A 20,583-nucleotide genomic window follows, 5' to 3' on the forward strand; every position below is an offset into this window, starting at 1 on the left:
TTGGCAATTAATTCTGAAAATATTATTGAAATCCATGATCAGAACACACATATTGTACCTCTGAATACCTGTTTTGTGCGGCTAAACCATTGGGTTTCGGGTATAACAAATATAAATTTCCGCTACTGTAATAGCCCGAGCGCTCCTCCGGTGCTAAAATGATTTGGTGTACAGCAGCTTCGCCTTGAATATGACGAATCAAATCCCCCAGGGCTATATCGGCGTCCTTTAACATCGCGAGCTTCAGATGCTCCATTTGATCCTGCATGGTTAATGAAAATTGGGACAGTTCCGTGGATAAAACAACACAATATTCAGGATTCAACGACAATGCCCCTCCAATCACATAAGCATAGCTGTAATATCGGGCAACCAGTTCACTGAGCAAACCTATCACAAAAGGACGCCAACCGTCTCCAAGCCAGGTCTTGTCGGGATAGGCCGTTGTTGCATCAATTAATTTTAATCCGGTACCATTAATCGCCTGACAAATTGCAGCCAATGCACGTTGCATTTGTTCTGCAAACGGCTCTTTCCAGGCATTCACCTTGATGTGTTGTTCTTTCAGTCGAACTTGAATGGACAAAGCACGCTGATAATAAGCTCTTAAATAAATACCGTAATCAGAATCAGACGAAGGTCCCGAATAATATTTTTGGGTTAACTCATTCACTTCATGGCGAAAATGTTCGTATTCTTCGGTCTTAATATGAGGATTGTTCAGTATTGTGGAATATATCTGCTCAATGCCAATACAAATTCTACACGCGTTCAAGGCAATGGCCAGTTTATTCATGAATTCGACTGTATCTGGCTTTAAACCCTCTGAATACTTGAATTCAAAAAAATCGCTGTCTTCTTCTAATATCAGGCCTAAACCGGACTCCTGGATGGTTTGGGTAAATTGGGCCAGAGTATCAAATTTTTTCTGAAGAAATTGCTCATTCACCGGCACCTGATCTACATTTTTAGCAACGCGCTGAGTGACTTCCAGGACTTTGTCTTGATTCATTTCATTAAAGAAATGGCTGACTACACTGGCTAACATCGTTGCAGTAGCGTTCTTGTAGTGTTCGTACCTGGCCACAACCGGATCTGCAACTGCTTTTATTTGTTGTTGCAAATCGACCACACTTGTTGAATCCCATCTGCTCAGCATCATCCTCTCCCTGACATCCTTCCTGGCTTTAATTTCTACATTGCAGCTCTAGAGCTGTCAAGTATTCTCAGGGTAAAAGATGAAGAATTGTTTTTTCGCTATCTCGAAGAAAGGGCGATATAATTGAAACAAATAACTTAAATCAATTCCCATGAACAAACGCATATTAATCATCAATACGGGTGGAACCATCAGCAGTGTCAAAACACCCAATGGGTATGAACCTTCACCAGGTTATGTAGAAAAAGCCATAGCCCAAATCCCCACATTGAAACATAGGGACATGCCCGCTTACGTCATAAAAGAATACCAACCATTGCTGGACTCCTCGAATATGACGGTCCATGAGTGGAATCGAATTGCAAGCGATATTGCTCATGAATACGATCATTTCGATGGTTTTGTCGTTTTTCATGGCACCGATACCATGGCTTATACTGCCTCCGCTTTGTCGTTCATGCTGGAACATTTAGGCAAGCCTGTCATCGTAACCGGCTCACAAATTCCTTTATCCGAAGTACGTAATGATGCCATAGATAATGTCATTACCTCACTTTGGTTGTGCGCTCATCAACCAATCAACGAAGTATGCATTTATTTTAATCAGCATCTGTTACGCGGCAACCGGTCACAAAAGATAAGCGCCCAGCGTTTTAATGCATTTGACTCACCCAATTTTCCGCACCTTGCGACTATTGGTATAGACATTGAGCTTCACCAGCATCTATTGCAAAAACCACCACAAAAACCGTTTCGCTTGCAAACCATCACCCCCCAATTTATAGCCAATTTTCGTTTGTTCCCAGGTTTTGCAACCGATGTCTTGGCCTATATCTTGAATCAACCCTTAAAGGGGTTAATTCTCGAAACTTATGGCGCCGGGAATGCACAAAACAACGATCCCCGATTTTTAAATCTTCTTACAGAGGCTTGTAATCGGGGCGTAATCATCATTAATTGTACCCAATGCCAACATGGTCATGTTGAAATGAGTCACTACGCCACAGGACATACTTTAAAACAGGCCGGGTTAATCAGCGGCCACGACATGACCCCTGAAGCAGCTCATTGCAAACTTCTGTATTTATTGAGTAAAAATTTGGATAGTGCTCAAGTTAAAGCGCTGATGGAAACTGATTTATGTGGTGAACTGCATCACACATAACGGTTAAAGCAACGATATAACGAATCAAGGTATTAGGATAGGCCCCAATACCTTAAATAAAATTGAATTATTTCATTGCTCTACTAATGGATAAATGCTCTTCCTCTGAGGGTTTAAATTCAAGTTCTGACATATCATGTACCTCGCTTTCAGCGAAATTGAATAATTTCCCAAACCGTCCTTCACTGGGGTTAAATAATGTAGTGGGTACTTTAACAGAGAACACTCCACCTAAAGAAAGGAATGGAATACCGAAACTGGAACTCGACTCAGGAGTGATAATGGCTTTATTATCCATTGATAAATCTTTAAGTGCATCAGTTGCTCTTTGCTTTCTATCAACAAGTCCATGCTCTGGACGAATTCGTTCATATAAAGATTGGATTCTTGATAATACAGCCTCTTCCTTTCTCGCTCGAATTTCCGCATCTTTGTTAGAAGGCTTAAAAATTTCCTCACCCAAATAACCCGCTGCAGTGTAATAAATGATGTGTTCAGGGGTATTATAAAACTGATGATTAATTAACCTCAGCTTAACCGAACCGGCTGAAGATGAAGCCTCCGATTTATTATATTTGTCCAGTTTGCTAAAAAGGGCATTGGTATGAAAAATTAAATCGCTCATCATTTTAAGCGTTTCACCCTCATCCCGAGGTTTATTATGCGCCTCTTGTTTATCTTGAATCTGTACACGAGCATCCTCTATCCATTTAGTAATGGTTTTAGAATCAGCCTCATCATCTCCAGTACCAATAAAGCTAACTATCTTTTTTTCCAAAGCATCAACTATATTTTTTTTCTGTAACGACAATAATTGATTGTAAATACTCGGGTAGTTCGCTTGAGACTCCAATGTACTCGACATTGCATTTAATTGTTCTTTAATCAATTTAATTAAAACAGTTAGAAATATTGTCATTGCTCTACTCCTTTAACGGCAACTTATTTATTATACTAATCCTTACAACAATAACTTTGAAACAGACTGCTTAATTCAACTCCTATTTATGCAACCTAACCTAGGAAATCACAAATCTCATGAATTTACAAATTATTATTTTAGCTGCAGGTCAAGGCAAAAGAATGTATTCCGATACACCTAAAGTCCTTCATCAATTAGCCGGAAAAGCAATGCTTGCCCGCGTAGTTGAAACCGCACAGCAACTCAATCCTGATGCAATCCACGTTATTTATGGCCATGGTGGTGAACTAATAAAGAATTCACTCCCTGATTTACCTGTGCATTGGGTACATCAGGCAGAGCAGCTGGGCACTGGTCATGCCGTAATGCAAGCGCTACCTCATATACCACCTCAAGCACAAGTCATTGTGTTGTCTGCTGATGTTCCTCTCATTCAGGTGGATACCCTTCGAGCACTGCTTGAATGCAGTAAATCAACACACTCACATCAATCCGTTCTCGCACTCCTGGTTGCAAATCTCGAAGACCCAAGTGGTCTTGGACGCATTATTAGAAACAACCAAGATGAAATTTATGCCATTGTAGAAGAAAAGGATGCAAATGAGCAAGAAAAGAAAATAAAAGAAATATATACGGGCATATGTTGCGCTAAAGCAGCTGATCTGGAAGTATGGCTACCCAAACTAGGCAACAATAATGCGCAAGGCGAGTATTATTTGACCGAAATTATTGCTTTAGCAGTTGAGAATCAAACGCCGATAACCTCATTAACTGCCCGAAATAATTTTGAGATCCAGGGAGTTAATAATCGTTTGCAATTACAGCAGCTGGAAAGAATATGGCAAAAGCGTGTTGCGGATCAATTTCTGGAGCAAGGTGTTGGATTGGCAGACGCAAACCGCTTTGATCTGCGTGGCGATCTGGTTTGCGGTAAAGACGTTTACATTGACATTAATTGTGTCTTCTCTGGCACCGTCGTTCTAGGGGATGGTTGCATTATAGGCCCTAACTGCAGCTTAAAAGATGTAACCCTGGGAGCGGGATGCACCGTCTACGCAAACAGCGTGCTGGAAGGATGTCAGATAGCGAATAATTGTGATATTGGCCCCTTTGCACGGCTTAGAACAGGCACTCAATTGGCAGCACAATGTAAAATTGGCAATTTTGTTGAAACCAAAAAAGCCGTATTTGATGAAGGTAGCAAAGCCAGTCATTTAAGTTACCTTGGTGACGTGAACATAGGAAAAAAAGTCAATATTGGTGCAGGAACCATTACGTGTAATTACGATGGGGTAAACAAACACCAGACCATTATTGAAGATGGAGTTTTTGTTGGCTCGGATACGCAATTGGTTGCCCCTGTTACCGTTGGCAAAAATGCCACTATCGGAGCCGGAAGCACGATTCGCAAAAATGTGCCGCCAGATGAATTGACATTAACTGAATCGCGACAAAAAACATTGTATGGATGGCAAAGACCTACGAAAAAAACCTGACATCTGCGCTGCCAGCCGGAACGATCCTCTTTTTTAATAAATAATCCTCATAAATGTTATCGAGATCTCACTAGAATCTCGATAACATTTGAAATTGTATCAAAAAAACTGAAGAGCTAATTGCTATTTTCCGCCTTCGCGGGAATATAGCTTGAGAAGAGAAATAAAATTACCGAGGGCAATTAAACCGGTTATCCATGACACGGTACATCGGCGTGAAATTTTTTTTCAACATATTACACAACCAAAAAATAAGTGGTAATGAGATCAAAGTCATCAATAATTTATATTGCCAAACGTTTATTGCTAAATTCAAAATCTGCTCATAGGAATAGATACCTCCAAACAGCACGCTGTAATCAACAAGACATAACAAAGAACTGGCACAAACATTAGCTATTAAAACCCTTACAGGACGACTGAGTTCCCATTTCAGAAATTTTAAGTAGTGCATCAACATAGCGTTGCTAATAAACGTGACAAATAACGATAAAGAATCTGCAGGTAATCTTCTGGGTAAAATATAGTAATAAAATGGATTCAAATTATAAAAAGTTGGCGATGGAAGAGCTACTATTCCCATTAACAAAGTATCAAAAGCCAACTGAGTCGCGATTAATGCCATAGCAAATTTTAAATTCGCTTTATACCCCCATATTTCACCGATTACTGTGCTTACTATCATAGTAATCGGAAAAAAAATACAACTTGCCGCAAGGATACCGTCTTTGGTAAATGACACGATACGGTATTCACACGCAAGACACATCAACATAACGACAACAGCAGAACAAAGAAGATAATGATAAACAGGCGAGGGCTCATTTGAATTATCATCAATCCGCTCGGAATTGAGTTGGTTTTCATCCAAGATAAAAGACAAATAACTTATTCCAATAATCAACAATACCAGTGAGGCGACCATGAATGAATCAATAAAAATCTGTTTGAAACTATGAGCATGAGGTGCTGAAAAAAGTAAATAAAAATCCATGGTAAAAAAACCAATTCCTCCAAATAGTGCAAGAATAACGCACTGTTTTGGTGAAGACAGGATGGAGCTTGATTTGGTGCAGAATAATAAATGGGGTAAATAAAAACTTAAAGCAAAAGAGATCGTAGTTGCGAAAAATTTTTTGGGGATGTCTTCAAATACAATCTGATATACAGGATTGTCGTGCATGAACTCAGCTGCAGGCAGGTTAACCAGCACATAAACACCAATGCAATAAATATACAGGGTCATTAAAGAGATATTCAGCACATGGCGCTGCTCTTTAAACGTGCAATGCCTTAATGTGAATAAATACACCCCTGCAATTAAGGGACAAAGCAAACTGCTCATGGAACATACTAAGCCCTGAAGAATAATAATTTTAAACGATACGTTAATTAATAAAATCAGGCAGGTAATTACACTAACCGACAGAAAAAGGAACCCTGGGGTGTGGTGTAAGGACAAGGATTGCTTCATACTCAGATTTTTTCCATTATATAACACGCGCCCCTATCTTCACGAACTCAAGCAGCCATACAGTATTTAATAAGCCGCTGCATTGACCAATCCAGGAAGGATAAGCTTGATTATGTACTATCAAACAAGTGCTTTTTATTAAGCTAAGCAGTTCGTCAATATAACACCATAGTCTTTGATATAGCAAGCAGAGCAAATTAAGTAACCTCCTATCCATTCATGACAGGTCGACTACACCCCGGAAATCCTGTTAAGCTAAACAATACAATTGTAACTACTCAATAACTCAGGGAGTTTTGTCATCCTGCAATCAGTGAAGGCTCTCAAAATAAAGCCACTGTTCAGATGGTTCACTTCGTTCGAGATGACACTTCCAGGACTTACTGAGAAGGTACGTAGATGCTGTTATTTTCCAAAATTCATCAAAAGCGAGCATTAAATGAGCAATCACAAAAAACATGCGTCCTCCAAAACAGGATTATTGCCAGGCACTGCCGTTTATGTAGGCGAGCACCCACCCAAACCAACTCAGATCAATGTTCATATTTATAATACTCAAAGTTATAAAATGCTCAGTACTTTTCATGCTGATAAAATAAATTCGGCGCTGAATGAAGGAAAACATGTCTGGATCGATGTGGCAGGATTGGAAAACAGCAAAGAAATTACCAAAATATGCAGTGAATACAAAATTCATCCCCTTGTGATTGAGGATTTACTGAACACTCGACAAAGACCTAAAATTGATATTATCGAAGATTATTTGTTCATTGTTTTTAAATTATTGGAAACACCAAAAGACCAATTAACCTATTCTACAGAACAGTTCAGTTTAATTATCAAACAAAATTTGTTAATCACATTCAGAGAATCGCAAAATTATGACTTATCCCCTCTTTACAAACGACTCAGTGCAGAACACTCACTGGTTCGCGAGCATGGAAGCGATTATCTGACTTATCTTATCATGGATTATATAGTTGATGATTTTTTTAATTTTGTTGAAGAAACGTCCACCCTGCTTGAAAAAATAGAGGATCAATTAATAAAAAAACCGGAAACCATAGAACTACAATCACTTTATATGACCAAAAGACGCACCATCACACTTAGAAAAACAATAGCTCCATTACGGGATATAGTGCATCTCTTGCTAACCAATGATGAAGGATTTATAAACAATCGCTACAATCTTTATTTTCGCGATCTCTATGATCACTGTATTCGCCTTGTAGAATCTATCGATCTGCATCGTGAAATGTCATCCAGCATGCTGGATATATACCTCTCAACTTTGAATAATCGAATGAATGAGACTATGAAAATCCTCACTATGTTTGCCAGTATCTTTATTCCATTAACTTTTATCGTTGGGGTTTATGGAATGAATTTCGAATTCATGCCAGAACTGGGATGGCGTTATGGTTATCCTGTAGTCCTGACCTTGATGACCATTTTAGCTATTTCAATGTTATTTTACTTCAAACGTAAAAAATTATTTTGAAGCAGCTGCCCATTGCATGCTGCCTCAAACAATTCAACCGGGACCTACATATAATACCCAACAGGTTGTCTCTCGATTTTTGCAGACTCCTCACGACCTCTCCTGGTAAATAAACTTTCAGCAGAAAACGGTACGCTGGCGCGTTGCTTTAATTGCTGATTGGGTACTAATAGCTCGGCAGAAATTACTTCCTGCTGTTGAGTCCGAGTCGAAATCAATTGATCTGGAGGCTCGCTTGGTTGTTTTTTCTCTTCTATTGGAACAGGCTCCAGTCTTCTCTCACCTGGCAAATCAATGCCGCCATGAGGAACCAATTGCACTTCGCCCTTAATATTGTTCCGCTCCAGCCAGGATTTTAAAGCATCCATAAAATCCCAAAAATCTTCCTCTTTACTCAGCATGATCAAAAACTGCGTTAATCTTTTAGGTATTCCGAATTTAAGATTTATCGCTACAGCCACTGCTTTGGGAGGAACCCATCCTAAGGTTGTTTTGGTTTTACTTTCCTTATAGCTCAATATTATTTTAACGGTATTTAAACTGCCTTGTTGTATTCCATGCCAATATTTCGAAATGATGGGATCGTTTATAAAATCACGCCAACTTTGAAAAATAGTTGGCGCAGCCAAGGCACGTACTGAATTAAATGATTTACTAAAAAATCCTGGAGCCGTTTTAATTTCCCGCTCCTTATCGCTGTTTAATAATGAAGTACCGTATTTCAAAGCGGGAGATAACGGTATTAAAGGAGGGGCACCTTTTACCGGTTTAAAATCAATTGGTATTCTTTTCATTAAGCCAGCAAAGATCACATCCGCTATAAAACGACACACTCGCTCATAAATATTCAATGGATCGAACATCAAAGTCGCATCTTTATCTTCTACTAAAGGAATAGCCATATGCGCTGCGAGATTAACATGCAATAAAAGCAATAAATGCTTCATTGTGCGATGAAACAGAAACGGGGGAACTCCAACCGTGGATTCCAGTATGTAATCCATGATCATCGTTGATGCTTCATAGGTCAAGCCTAAAGCTAAAACAGATTCCTGCATCATCGCCTTGTGCCGTTCACAACGCTCAGGCGTTACCAATCGTGTAATATAACGCCCGTTAAAAAAGATTCTAATCCCTTGAGACGTTGTTTCCCCAACGTAAGGAATACAACTTATAGCCCAGGTGATTAAGTCATTGGCTGCCAGGATAAAAGGCTCTCTTAGTATCCCTTTTGTTTTTCTCTTGAAATTACAATCCAAATCTTTACATAAAGTGGGAGGAGTTATTACTTTGTTTGAATTAAATGCAGAAGGACCGACTGAATCCAGGATGGTAATGCGCATCAAAGATTGTGCCCCTTCCCGGTAAGTATATGCTTTAACGCCATAATGGACTAATGATAATCCCGCTAAAAAAGCCGAGTAAGGCGTAAACCAGGGATCTGCATCATGACCTTCACGGAAATAATTTTGAACTGAGTTATTAACACAATTCAGAGCAACAATGCGTAACACATCATGTACAGCAATGTAAGCCATACCATTGACAATGTTTCTTGCTGCGGGATTATTGATTAATGTTGGAACAGCTTTTCGCCAGGCCAAGCCTTGTTCCAATATCTGAAAAGTTGTGTTTGTTGTATAGGTAAACACACTTGTTGTAATTTTTGATATTGAAGTATTATTCCAAAGCCATTGGGCTCCATCTTTCAATTTAGTGCCTACAGCCTTAACTCCATCAACTACTGATGACCACCAGCTCATAACGCTCTCCTTGCTACAGCAGAACTTCATTCTAGGGCTAATAAATTAGAAATACCAGTTTTTTAAAAGGTCATTTTGCTGAAAATTGAAAAAAAAATTTTGCCCTGAGAAAAAGCACTCTATAAAAATCCTTTTCATATAGATAAAATGCTCAAGCTCAAGTAAGGCATTGAAAAGATATTTTTAATTCGGCTTCGTATGTCTTTGGCAATCCTTCTCGGTGATCGGAATAAATGGGGCAGTTACCAATATGGAATAACAACTTCTTTTATCGTTTATCAAAACACCTCATTCCGTAACATGAACTCATTAGAAGCCATTTTAGAGTGTTTTAGGGTCTGTTGACAATTCAAGCTTCGACGTCCCGCGACTTGTTCGCGGGATCCAATTCACTCTTTATAGGCGCAATATATTCTTGTTTTGCGCACGATCTATCGATTCCGCGAACAAGTCGCGGAAAGTAGGCTTGAATATAATGAAATATCAACAGCCTCTAGTATTTTTATCTTTATATTCACATAAATCTTTAATAGGACAAGTACTGCATTGAGGATTACGTGCGGTACATACATAGCGACCATGTAAAATTAACCAATGGTGTGCATCATGTAAAAATTCAGGTTCAACATTTTTTAAAAGCCCCTGCTCTACGGCTAGAGGAGTTTTGCCCTTTGCCAAACCAATACGATTGGCTACTCGAAATATATGCGTATCAACAGCCATAGTCGGTTGTCCAAAAGCGGTATTAAGAACCACATTGGCAGTTTTACGGCCTACTCCTGGTAATGATTCCAAAGCGTCTCGTTGATTCGGCACTTCACCATGATATTGGTTCATCAGGATGTCGCAAGTTTTAATAATATTTTGCGCCTTACTGTTATACAAGCCAATGGATTTGATATAGCCTTTCAATCCCTCCAGCCCCAAATCCAGAATACTTTGCGGGGTATTAGCCACAGCATACAATTGTTCTGTTGCTTTATTCACACTCACATCAGTCGCTTGCGCAGAAAGAATTACCGCGATTAACAATTCAAAGGGGGATTGATACTTCAGTTCCGTTGTTGGATGAGGATTCAGGTTGCGAAAACGTTCAAAGATCTCGCGTCGTTTTTGCTTATTCATCACATTTTTTTCGCTTTAACGCGAGCCAGGGCCTGTTGAATGTAATCCTGTTTCGCCTTTTTATCATCCAGATGATCCTTTGATTGCAGTGCTAATTGGCGCTTTTCTCGATAAATTTGTTGCTTTTCATGCTCCTCTCGCAACAAACGTGCTTGCCGGGCATGATAGCGGTCACGAGCTCTGTCCTTGTTGTATGCTGGCTCTTCAAGCGTCTTCATTTCAATACAGTCCACCGGGCAGGGTTCAACGCATAATCCGCATCCTGTACATTCATGAGCAATAATCGCGTGCATTAATTTACCACTACCAATAATTGCATCAACAGGACAGGCCTTGATGCATTTAGTGCAGCCAATACACTCTGCCTCACGAATCACCGCAACAGAAGGTTGGCGAGTACGTTCAGCGATCTCATCTAAATAAGGCGCAGGATCAACATGCAACAAAGCACCCAAAGCCTTTACCGTTTCAGCTCCTCCCGGAGGACACTGGTTAATCAGGGCAGTACCTTGAACCAAAGCTTCCGCATAGGGCATGCAGCCAGGATAATTGCACTCACCGCATTGCGTTTGTGGTAAAAGCGCATCAACCTCCTTGACTGATGCCATTATTTCACCTTCATGCCTGGAAGCGCTCCTGCGTCGGGTTGTAATAAGTAAATTCCTTTACCATCACCTGCAGCCAAAACCATCCCTTCTGAAACACCAAACCTCATGGTACGCGGTGCTAAATTAGCGACCATCACCGTCAAACGGCCCACTAAATCTTCCGGTTCATAGGCACTTTTTATCCCTGCAAAAACCTGTTTCTGGCAATCACCTAAATCAAGTTTCAAGCATAATAATTTATCTGCGCCTTCAACAGGAGAAGCTGAAATAATCTTTGCTATCCGCAGATCAATTTTAGCAAAATCATCAATACTGATCGTATTCTCTTCGGTCGTCGTTTTTTGTTCAACTACTGGTGCAGTCATCAAAGACTCCTTGGTTTGAGACAACATGGCATCAATTTTTTCTTTTTCTACTCGAACCATCAAAGGCTGGAAGGTATTGATTTGATGATCCAGCAACGGCTGATTAATGGAATCCCAAGTCAACGCGTCACAATTCAAAAACTGTTCTGTGGCCTGAGCCATCATAGGTAATACCGGCTTAAGGTAGGTTATCAAAATGCGGAATAAATTTATCCCCATGGTGCAAATCGCATGAACGTCGGCCAAACGATGTTCCTCTTTAGCCAGAACCCAGGGCTTATTGGCATCGATGTACTGATTGACTTTATCAGCACAATCCATAATCTGTCTGATAGCACGTGCATAATCTCTGGATACAAAAGAATCAATTACCGTTTCTTTAACTGCAAGCAATTCAGCGTATAATTGTGGCTCAGCCAACGAGCTGCTTAAATAATTATCAAAGCGTTTGTTAATAAATCCTGCACAACGGCTTGCTATATTAACTACTTTGCCAACCAGATCCGCATTCACTCGGTTAGTAAAATCATCAAAATTCAAATCAATGTCGTCAACCCGTCCATTCAATTTAGCAGCAAAATAATAACGTAAATATTCGGGATGCAAATGCGCAAGATAGGTTCGAGCCTCGAGGAATGTACCCCGTGACTTGGACATTTTCTGCCCATCCACTGTTAAAAATCCGTGCGTATAAACCGCTGTAGGTGTGCGGTGACCGCTTGCTGCCAACATGGCAGGCCAGAACAGGGCATGAAAATAGACAATGTCCTTACCAACAAAATGGTATAATTCAGTTTTTGAATCTTTATCCCAGAACTCGTCAAAGGAAACACCCTGCTCATCACAGTATTTTTTAAAACTTGCCATGTACCCTATAGGAGCATCCAGCCAAACATAAAAATATTTATCCTTTGTACCAGGGATTGGGAATCCAAAATAGGGCGCATCACGGGAGATGTCCCATTGTTTTAATCCAGCCGCAAACCATTCTTCCAGCTTATTGGCCACCTCTGTTTGCAAATGTCCATTAGCAGTCCATCGTTTTAATAAGGTTTCATATTTTGGCAAATCAAAAAAATAATGCTCTGAATCCTTTTCTATTGGTTTTGCACCTGAAATTGCCGATACCGCATCTATCAAATCGGTTGGAGAGTATGTTGCGCCACAAACCTCACAATTATCTCCATATTGATCCAGAGCACCGCATTTAGGACAAGTGCCTTTAACATAACGATCAGGCAGAAACATTTTTTTCTCAGGATCAAAAGCTTGACGAATCGTTTTTTTAATAATATCGCCACCGGCCTGTAACTGTTCATAAATAGCTGAAGCCAACATCTGATTTTCAGGAGAGTGAGTCGTGTGATAACAATCGTAATCAATAGCAAAAGCGTTGAAGTCACTCTCATGACTTAACTTGATCTGGGCAGTCAACTCCTCGGGGGTAATGCCCATTTGCTCCGCTTTAAGCATAATAGGAGTCCCGTGCGCATCATCACCACAGACACTAATGCATTGAATACCCAGCATTTTATGAGTACGGACCCAAATATCCGTCTGGATATGTTCTACCAAATGTCCCAGATGTAAATGTCCATTAGCATAAGGAAGAGCGCTGGTCACCAGCATTTTGCGTTGTGTTAACATAGATCTCGAATACTCATCAGTAGAAAAACGGGTAATTATAACGCAAAGACAGATTAAATGCTGCATGCAAATGCTCGATAATCACGGCTGTCCCATTAAAAATATGACGTCTTTCCGAGCGTAGCGAGGAATCTCCTGCAAATTGGCACAATCTGAATTAATGCATTAATTATCATTATCTTTTAAACTCTTTTTTTACAAGGAATTTAATGATGTCACCAGAAGATGTACCTGGATTTTTATATCATTTCGACAAATATGATTTTAATGGCCGCATTTTAACGGGATCGTACAACCTTGCAGGAGATTCCTCGCTACGCTCGGAAAGACGTCATATTTTTAATGGGACAGACGTGGCTCGACAATTCTGGACTTCCCATCAATTTTTTCTAAAAAAATAAGTCATGTTCACCGCTTCACGAGTATAAAAGAATGTATTTCGTTCAGTATGACAACCCGGATCAAGTTTTATTTTCAATAATTTGCTAATATCAAACTAATTCATTTTGTAAAGCGAATTACCATGACCAACAAACCACGCCTTATTATAGGTATCAGCGGCTCTTCCGGGATAATCTATGGCATCAGGCTACTGCAGGTGTTACGGCAATTATCCGTAGAAACCCATCTGGTAGTCAGTAAAGCCGGACAGTTAACTCGAGCCTATGAAACAGAACTCAGCTCTGCTGAGCTTAAAGCCCTGGCTGACGTATATCATCCTTGTACCGATGTGAGTGCCAGTATTGCCAGCGGATCATTTAAAACCATGGGGATGATTATCGCCCCATGCTCAATGAAAACCCTGGGCGAAATTGCTCATGGAGTTAGCAGTACCTTGCTCACCCGCGCTGCTGATGTTGTTCTGAAAGAACGCAGAAAATTGGTTTTGATTCCTCGAGAAGCACCGTTGCATCTTGGTCACCTTAACAATATGGTCAGCATTACACAAATGGGAGGCATCATATACCCGCCCGTTCCAGCTTTTTATACCAAACCGCAAAGCATAGCCGATTTGGTGGATGAAACCGTAGGCAGAGTATTGGATTTGTTTGATCTGGAAAGTGGTTTGCTCAAACGTTGGGGCGAAGAATAAAAAACGCGGCATCAGCCGCGCTTCTTAATGACTGCACGATGTACTAATTAGCATCCTGCTGCATTGGATGCATTTTCGACTGTATGCTCACCATTTAGTGGTCCAGTTGGTTGTGCAGACGTAGTTTCTTTTGCGAAAATTGCTGGAGTAAATATTGGCGCTTCATCAGAAGAGTCTGGTTTCAATAAACTTGAATCAGCATTAGTTTGAGTAGACATCAAACTGGACATGGGATTGTTTTTTGTATTTATTGAATCCACATCACCAAGTCCTTGGTAAGCCGAATTGTCTTGAAAACGATTTGACCCTTGAGGTTTAAAAAAGAAATCTCTAATGCCAGTGATTGTGTTAATAATAGCAGCACTGACATAAACAACAGCGCTGGTTGCTGCAGTCGCAAGACCACCAATAGCGCACAATTGAGCAACATAACCAGCACCCACAAGAGAAGCAATAGAAACACCACCAATTGCAAAATTAGCAACGGCAGAAAGAGCGGCAGGCCAAAATGCAACAGAAAGGACAGCAAGACCAGCAGTAGCTAGTGAAGCCCAAAATGCAACAGCTATCGCTTTTTGATGATTGGCGATAAAAGCTGATATGCCCCTTGCAACAGCTTTGGTCGCATCAAGAATGAAATTACCAATTATTTTGAACGCATCAACAATCACACTAAATAAGCCAGGCCGTTTTGCTTCTTCACCATCAGCGTCTATATAAGTAGTTCCTAATAATAAATCGGTCATACCAGAAAGAGCCCTGGCAGGAAGATAAAATACACCTGTTGCAAAATCCTTAAATGTCATTTTGTTACTCCAAAGTTAAAAACCAAAAGGATTGTAGCAACCATGTCCCAGGTTGAGAATCCAAAACGTGCAGGATGTTGTAACAAAAGTGTAAATTGAACTGGTTCTTCTTTGATCGAATATTAAATATATTTACCTAAAAGGCAAAATTAATTGACCGCAATTAATCATAATTGATGAAATAATTTTACAATAGTACATTTTATGCCAACAAATGCTCTGTTGAGCTCACATCCTAAAGCTATGGCCAATTTTTGTGACCATTCTCTCAAGCATAAAGCGCAAAACGTTGGGAATACATTGATGAATTATCAATGCACCGCACTAACATTCAACCCAGATTCAGACGGCTGTTTGATTCTGTAGAATCGATAGCATGTTCAACTAATAAAACCCTGTCGTCTGCATCATCAGAAGAATTATCGGAGCTCAATTCATAAAACTCCTCGTCATCATCTTCTTCAACATAATCATACGAATCAGGTTGAAAATACTGATTAAAATAATTATAGGTTCCCGTCGTAAGGATGTCCGTTTCGTGCTGTTCCTCATGCGTAAATAAAGCGTACAGATGAATTCCAATAGTAGTCAATTGTTTCACGACCATTATGCCTGGGGCAAGCACGCCAGCGCTGATCCCGACCATGATGGCGCTTAAAGCAAGCGCAGCGAGTGGGGAAGGCAAAGTCGTCAAAAATGCCAATGGAGTGATGCCGAAGATAGTTATAGTGGAAAAGGCAAACATAACCGGTGGAAAGATGACACTTAAAATGCCGGCGAGTAAACCGACGGTCAATGATGAGAGAAACAGCATCGTCAAATAAGATTTATTTCTTTTAAACCATTCGTTTATTATCGACCACATAGCATGACCTCAGCACAAAAAAGGGGAGATTGTATCATTTCTTGCATCTAAATGAATTAATTATGACCAGCGAGTTGGTAAATCGTCGGATCGTCTATTCCAGATCCAGAAAAACCCCGTTTTCTGAAAGTGCAACTATCACATAAACCACAAGCCTCGCCCTTGTCGTTTGCCTGGTAACACGAAACCGTCATTCCGTAATCAACACCTAATTGTATCCCCAACTGAATGGTTTCAATTTTACTTAAATGCTGTAAGGGAGCATTAATACGAAATGAGTCCCCTTCAATACCCGCCTTGGTAGCCAAATTTGCCATATGTTGAAAAGCCTGAATAAATTCAGGCCGACAATCCGGGTAATGAGAAAAGTCGACTGAACTGGCACCTATAAAAATATCTCTGGCACCGATGGATTCAGCTAGACCCAATGCCATTGATAAAAATATCGTATTTCGAGCAGGCACATACGTAACCGGTATTTTTGGACTGTCCAGATAATCAGGAACATTAATGGTTTGATCTGTTAACGCAGAACCACTAAATAATTGGGTATCCAGATGGACTATCTTGTGCTCGACCACATCATAATGCTGCGCTATCCTCGCAGCAGCCAGTAACTCAGCAGAATGCCTCTGACCGTATGAAAAACTAAGTGCATAACAGGCAAAGCCCCTGGATTTTGCCAGAGCCAGACAAGTGGTTGAATCCAGCCCACCAGATAACAACACAACTGCTTTATTCATAAAATAATACCTCGTCTACTTTGAGCATTGCCTGCTCTTAAAATTTCCTGTTAAAATGCTGGCCAATTATGCCACAACTTGGAATGTGATGACGACTACTCTTTTTCCTGTAATTCTTGCTGGAGGTTCAGGTACGCGGTTATGGCCACTGTCCCGCCAGAACTTCCCAAAACAATTTCTCACATTAAATGGTGAATACTCTCTATTGCAACAAACCATGAGAAGAGCGACCAGTTTACATTACGAGCGCATCACCATAGTGAGTAATGATGCTCATTACTTTCTCTGCCAGGAGCAACTGCAGGATTTTGATACACAGACTACTTATTTACTGGAACCTTGTGTACGCAATACCGCGCCTGCAATTGCCTGCGCTGCTCATCATTTGGTGCGTACAGCAGGTCATGATGCGATCATGCTGGTCTTGCCGTCAGATCACTGGATAGCTGATGATCGTGCCTGGAAAAAAGCGATGCTCGATGGTGCACAATATGCCCTTGAACATAAGGCAATTGTCACATTTGGCATCGAGCCTGATAGCCCAAAGACAGGTTATGGATACATTGAGTCAGGATTGGAATTAAGCGAAAAGGTGAAACAAGTACTAAGCTTCCGAGAAAAACCCGATGCTCAAACTGCTGCCGAATTTATTGCTGACGGCAATTATTTTTGGAACAGCGGGATGTTCGTCTGTACGGCTGGCGTTTATCTGGAAGAATTGAATAAATTGGAACACAGCATCCATCAATACAGTGAACAAGCCTTGATTCACGCTCAGCACCATCATGATTTTGTACGACTGGATCTAGAATTATTTTCCCAATGTAAAGATGAATCGATTGATTATGCGATCATGGAAAAAACAAACAAAGCAGTTGTTATTCCTGTAAGCATGCAATGGAGTGATCTGGGCTGTTGGGCTGCTGTTGCTGATGCAAATCAGCCAGATGAGCACGGAAATACAATAACCGGCAAAGTCATCGCACAAGACAGTCACAATTGTTTAATTAACAGTGAACACTTACTCGTAACAACCGTAGGAATTAACAACCAAATCATTGTAGCAACCAGTGACGCTGTTCTGGTTGCCGATAAACAATACTCGCAACAAGTCAAAGAATTGGTTAATTCATTGCGCAAGGAACATCACCACTTGACTCAGGATCACCAGCGGGTAAATCGTCCTTGGGGTTACTACGAAATTTTAGCCGAAGGTGTTGCCTTTAAAGTAAAACGCCTCATGCTAAAACCAGGAGCAAAAATATCCTTACAAATGCATCAGCATCGAGCAGAACACTGGGTCGTAGTCGGTGGAGAAGCGGAAGTGATTAACGGGAAACAAAAAATTCAATTGTCTGTAAATCAATCCACTTACATCCCGCAAAATACGCTGCATCGTCTGAGTAATCCGGGAAATGCTCCACTGTATGTAATCGAAGTACAAAGCGGAGCCTATCTTGGTGAAGATGATATAAAACGTTTTGATGATGTTTATTTAAGAAGAGGTGTTGAACCATTACCGGCTTAATAACATTCTTAACTTAAATGAAAATGATTGGCGCATCCTGCTAACTGAAGGGACTTAGCAGACCAGAAGGTTGCCCTAATCATACTCACAAAACAAGCACTCGCACCAATTCAGTAAATCGCTGCAACCCTAATGCACTGGAAAATAATTCAATTCAACTCATTACTGCCTTCAATTGAGCAGTTGTACTTAATCACTCTATTTTACGCAAAATTTAGTATCAATACTGTAAATCTGCAAATAATCACCTTGTTTTTAAATTAAATGCTATGTTATAAAAAAATACACTTCTGTTCTATTTTTAGTATAATTAACAGGTAGTCACCAAAAAACCCTTAATCCTAGAGGTGATGTTATGGCAACAAGCAGCTTAATTCTCGAATCTTACCGTCAAACCGTTGATATGGATAAGATGGATAAGCGACGCCGTAACATAATGGTTGAGAATCTCATTGCCTATAATAAAACACAGAGTGGCGTGGATTTTCTAACCCCACTGAGTTATTACCTGTCTATGTTGGAACATACTGACGAAGTCATGTTTTCATACATGAGTCAGGAAAAAAAAGATATTCTTCTGCGCGATTTACAAGTCACTTATTTATTGTTACTTGCTCAAAAAAGACATGAAACAACTCATCAGAAAACAGAGAATGTCAAATCCTATAAGGCCAGTATTAAACGATGTCAGCAACTAATTGATGCCCTCAACTATCAAAAAGTGTGCGAGGAACAACAAATTGATCCAGCGCCCGAACACGGCTATGCCACCGATGGCTATCCAGTAACCTATTCATTTATTGATTTAGGACAATGGTTTGGTGAAAAAATGGATGAAATCTCCAGCCGTGCAACCAAAACTATCAAGGAAGCGATGGGCTGGTTTAATGAAAAACGTCTCTACTGGGTATGGGGAGGCGGATTTTTAAAAACGGTGCTTGAATTATTACCGCCTGATTTCTTTAATGTTTCAGATGCAACAACCGTAGCCAAATCACCCGATCCTTATACTGGAGCACTAAGTTGGGCCTTGTATTATTTTCGCGGCTCACTCAATTTATTTTTACTCCTTAAACACACCATTAAAGGCCCCTGGATGAGTGAAGAAGAGAGTAGCACTCCATGGACACAACGATTTCTTACCCAATGGAATCAGAGAAAATTTACTCTTCTCAACGATTTTGTCTGGGCAACAGGAAACTGTCTTTGCTACTTTGTTCTGACTGGAAAAGGAGCATTAGGAACTTGGGGGGATTTTTTAACTATAGCGCTCCTGGCTTTTGATATTGCACTTGCTGTATGGGACTTTGAAGAAAACAGAACTCAGTTCCTCAAGGAAATGCAGGAATATGATCGAGAAATCGGGGAAATAAAGGAATTAATCAAAAAAATTAACGAGGATCCTGAGGCTGATGAGACCGAGCAAAAAAGGCTTAAAGAGTATTATCTGCAATTGCAGGGTTTGGAAAAAGCAAGAAGACAGTGCCAGAAAGACTGGAATTATCAAAATATAAACCTGGCTGCCAATATCGGTTATGCTGTTGGTTTAATGCTGGCCTTCACATTGGTAGCATTACCCTTCCTGCCGATAACAGGCCCTCTATTACTTGCCTTAAGCATTACAGGAACCGTGCTTTGTTTTGCATTTACGGTGATTAATAATGCCGTCAAAGGAGGCATAGAAATTTACAAAGCCTATGAATCCAAAAAAGAGGCGCAACAGGATTACAAAAATAAATTAGCTGAATTCCATGAATTGTTATTAAAGAATCCTGATTTGGATGACAATGAAAAGAAATTAATGTTCCTGGAAATCAAAAAAACTCTGGCGGAAACAGAATATCAAAAGCAAATGATCGTATTTCAAACCATGCATCTTGTTCGATCACTGATCATGGAAACATTTATTCCGGCCTTTATTTTTGTTAATCTGGTTTTCTTACCTATGGGAATTGGGCTAGCCTTTTTGGGCGCGGCATTTGTTCTGGCGATATGCACTAATTTATTGATCAATAAACTGTTTACACCTGAAAAAATGGCGCTTAAAGAGTTTGATGAACTTGAATACAAAGCCTTTTGTGCCGATCCCGACCATTGGGGTAAGAAACCCTCAAAAGGATCACAGGGTTTCTTTAAACCAGAGGAACATCCATCCCCTCCTGTAAAGCAAGTTTCTGATGAGACAGAGGATGACCTTACCGACGAACAACAACCTCTTCTGGAACCTAAACCAGGCCCCTGTAATGGCCTTGACTAAATAACAATTGTCCCACTTAAAAAATGAATTTGGTTGGGACAATTGCTAAAAAAGTGTATAATT

The 20,583-nt window shown here is 40.2% G+C and carries 17 protein-coding genes; 7 read left to right on the forward strand and 10 right to left on the reverse strand.

The window, feature by feature from the left end; all coding sequences use genetic code 11:
• Positions 1-22: 22 nt before the first annotated feature.
• Complete coding sequence (locus tag ELY21_RS08085) at positions 23-1,162, reverse strand: hypothetical protein (RefSeq protein ID WP_127108540.1); 1,140 nt, start codon at positions 1,160-1,162, stop codon at positions 23-25.
• A gap of 148 nt (positions 1,163-1,310) precedes the next feature.
• Between ELY21_RS08085 and ansA the strand changes: the two genes are divergently transcribed.
• Positions 1,311-2,324: an asparaginase gene (gene ansA, locus ELY21_RS08090; protein ID WP_127108542.1), complete on the forward strand. Its 1,014-nt coding sequence runs from the start codon at positions 1,311-1,313 to the stop codon at positions 2,322-2,324.
• Between the two features lie 67 nt (positions 2,325-2,391).
• On the opposite strand, the gene ELY21_RS08095 is transcribed toward ansA, so the two are convergent.
• Positions 2,392-3,243 (reverse strand): hypothetical protein, encoded by an 852-nt coding sequence (locus ELY21_RS08095; RefSeq protein ID WP_127108544.1) that lies wholly within the window; start codon positions 3,241-3,243, stop codon positions 2,392-2,394.
• A gap of 119 nt (positions 3,244-3,362) precedes the next feature.
• On the opposite strand from ELY21_RS08095, the gene glmU reads away from it, so the two are divergent.
• Positions 3,363-4,742 (forward strand): bifunctional UDP-N-acetylglucosamine diphosphorylase/glucosamine-1-phosphate N-acetyltransferase GlmU, encoded by a 1,380-nt coding sequence (glmU, locus tag ELY21_RS08100; RefSeq protein ID WP_127108545.1) that lies wholly within the window; start codon positions 3,363-3,365, stop codon positions 4,740-4,742.
• Between the two features lie 169 nt (positions 4,743-4,911).
• Here the strand turns inward: glmU and ELY21_RS08105 are convergent, their stop codons facing one another.
• Complete coding sequence (locus tag ELY21_RS08105; protein WP_127108547.1) at positions 4,912-6,216, reverse strand: VUT family protein; 1,305 nt, start codon at positions 6,214-6,216, stop codon at positions 4,912-4,914.
• A gap of 439 nt (positions 6,217-6,655) precedes the next feature.
• On the opposite strand from ELY21_RS08105, the gene corA reads away from it, so the two are divergent.
• The gene (gene corA, locus ELY21_RS08110; RefSeq protein WP_127108549.1) at positions 6,656-7,720 is read left to right on the forward strand and encodes a magnesium/cobalt transporter CorA; all 1,065 of its coding nucleotides are present in this window, start codon (positions 6,656-6,658) and stop codon (positions 7,718-7,720) included.
• 44 nt (positions 7,721-7,764) lie between these two features.
• On the opposite strand, the gene ELY21_RS08115 is transcribed toward corA, so the two are convergent.
• The 4 genes from ELY21_RS08115 to metG all read right to left on the reverse strand — a co-directional run bounded on the left by ELY21_RS08115 (position 7,765) and on the right by metG (position 13,228).
• Positions 7,765-9,483 (reverse strand): hypothetical protein, encoded by a 1,719-nt coding sequence (locus ELY21_RS08115; protein WP_127108551.1) that lies wholly within the window; start codon positions 9,481-9,483, stop codon positions 7,765-7,767.
• 483 nt (positions 9,484-9,966) lie between these two features.
• On the reverse strand, positions 9,967-10,608 hold the full coding sequence (gene nth / locus ELY21_RS08120; RefSeq protein ID WP_127108553.1) for an endonuclease III: 642 nt from the start codon (positions 10,606-10,608) through the stop codon (positions 9,967-9,969).
• Positions 10,608-11,216 (reverse strand): RnfABCDGE type electron transport complex subunit B, encoded by a 609-nt coding sequence (locus ELY21_RS08125; protein ID WP_127108555.1) that lies wholly within the window; start codon positions 11,214-11,216, stop codon positions 10,608-10,610. Before ELY21_RS08125 ends, nth begins: the two co-directional genes overlap by 1 nt.
• Positions 11,216-13,228 (reverse strand): methionine--tRNA ligase, encoded by a 2,013-nt coding sequence (metG, locus tag ELY21_RS08130; RefSeq protein WP_127108557.1) that lies wholly within the window; start codon positions 13,226-13,228, stop codon positions 11,216-11,218. The genes ELY21_RS08125 and metG overlap by 1 nt, the downstream gene beginning before the upstream one ends.
• A gap of 209 nt (positions 13,229-13,437) precedes the next feature.
• Between metG and ELY21_RS08135 the strand changes: the two genes are divergently transcribed.
• The gene (locus ELY21_RS08135) at positions 13,438-13,629 is read left to right on the forward strand and encodes a hypothetical protein (RefSeq protein ID WP_127108560.1); all 192 of its coding nucleotides are present in this window, start codon (positions 13,438-13,440) and stop codon (positions 13,627-13,629) included.
• A gap of 122 nt (positions 13,630-13,751) precedes the next feature.
• On the forward strand, positions 13,752-14,321 hold the full coding sequence (locus ELY21_RS08140; RefSeq protein ID WP_127108562.1) for a UbiX family flavin prenyltransferase: 570 nt from the start codon (positions 13,752-13,754) through the stop codon (positions 14,319-14,321).
• Between the two features lie 47 nt (positions 14,322-14,368).
• Here ELY21_RS08140 and ELY21_RS08145 read toward each other — a convergent pair whose 3' ends face one another.
• The 3 genes from ELY21_RS08145 to queC form a co-directional block, all read right to left on the reverse strand.
• Positions 14,369-15,127 carry a hypothetical protein gene (locus ELY21_RS08145; protein ID WP_127108564.1) on the reverse strand — a complete coding sequence of 253 codons (759 nt, stop codon included), beginning with the start codon at positions 15,125-15,127 and terminating at the stop codon, positions 14,369-14,371.
• Positions 15,128-15,458: 331 nt separating this feature from the next.
• The gene (locus tag ELY21_RS08150) at positions 15,459-15,992 is read right to left on the reverse strand and encodes a hypothetical protein (RefSeq protein WP_127108566.1); all 534 of its coding nucleotides are present in this window, start codon (positions 15,990-15,992) and stop codon (positions 15,459-15,461) included.
• Between the two features lie 56 nt (positions 15,993-16,048).
• The gene (queC, locus tag ELY21_RS08155; RefSeq protein ID WP_127108568.1) at positions 16,049-16,735 is read right to left on the reverse strand and encodes a 7-cyano-7-deazaguanine synthase QueC; all 687 of its coding nucleotides are present in this window, start codon (positions 16,733-16,735) and stop codon (positions 16,049-16,051) included.
• An 88-nt stretch (positions 16,736-16,823) separates the two neighbouring features.
• On the opposite strand from queC, the gene ELY21_RS08160 reads away from it, so the two are divergent.
• Both ELY21_RS08160 and ELY21_RS08165 read left to right on the forward strand, forming a co-directional pair.
• The gene (locus ELY21_RS08160; protein WP_199741674.1) at positions 16,824-18,263 is read left to right on the forward strand and encodes a mannose-1-phosphate guanylyltransferase/mannose-6-phosphate isomerase; all 1,440 of its coding nucleotides are present in this window, start codon (positions 16,824-16,826) and stop codon (positions 18,261-18,263) included.
• 355 nt (positions 18,264-18,618) lie between these two features.
• Entirely contained in the window at positions 18,619-20,520 is a 1,902-nt protein-coding gene (locus ELY21_RS08165; protein WP_127108572.1) for a hypothetical protein, read from the forward strand.
• Positions 20,521-20,583: the final 63 nt, after the last annotated feature.

It is taken from the genome of Legionella sp. km535, from assembly GCF_003990085.1.
In the GTDB taxonomy this organism is placed as follows: domain Bacteria; phylum Pseudomonadota; class Gammaproteobacteria; order Legionellales; family Legionellaceae; genus Legionella; species Legionella moravica.